This is a genomic window from Stenotrophomonas sp. SrG (assembly GCF_050031795.1).
Classification (GTDB): Bacteria; Pseudomonadota; Gammaproteobacteria; order Xanthomonadales; family Xanthomonadaceae; genus Stenotrophomonas; species Stenotrophomonas rhizophila_A.
In genome coordinates this window covers 1-231 of sequence record NZ_JBNBBE010001687.1, presented here as the reverse complement: position 1 = coordinate 231, position 231 = coordinate 1, and the positions used below count along the sequence as shown (strand labels likewise).

1 pseudogene is annotated in these 231 nt (G+C 64.9%); it reads left to right on the top strand.

What is annotated here, in order from left to right:
• Positions 1 to 20: 20 nt before the first annotated feature.
• Positions 21 to 231: pseudogene (locus tag ACQG3P_RS25105) on the top strand (hypothetical protein); the annotation flags it as partial.

Below are 231 nucleotides of genomic sequence, written 5' to 3'. Positions count from 1 at the left end.
GCTACTCCCCCGACCACTGAGAGAACCATGAAGCCAACGTGCAGGTCCAGGCCGACCTGATCAAGGTGCTGGCCAACCAGCACGTGGACAGCGCCCGCGAGGCAGAGGACATCTTCCGCGGTGTCGAGACCATGCTCGATACCCCCATGCCCCTGCGCCGCATGACCAACTTCCAGAAGAGCCTGCCCACCATGGGCGACGACGGTCTGGCTGCGCGCCTGCGCAAGTGGA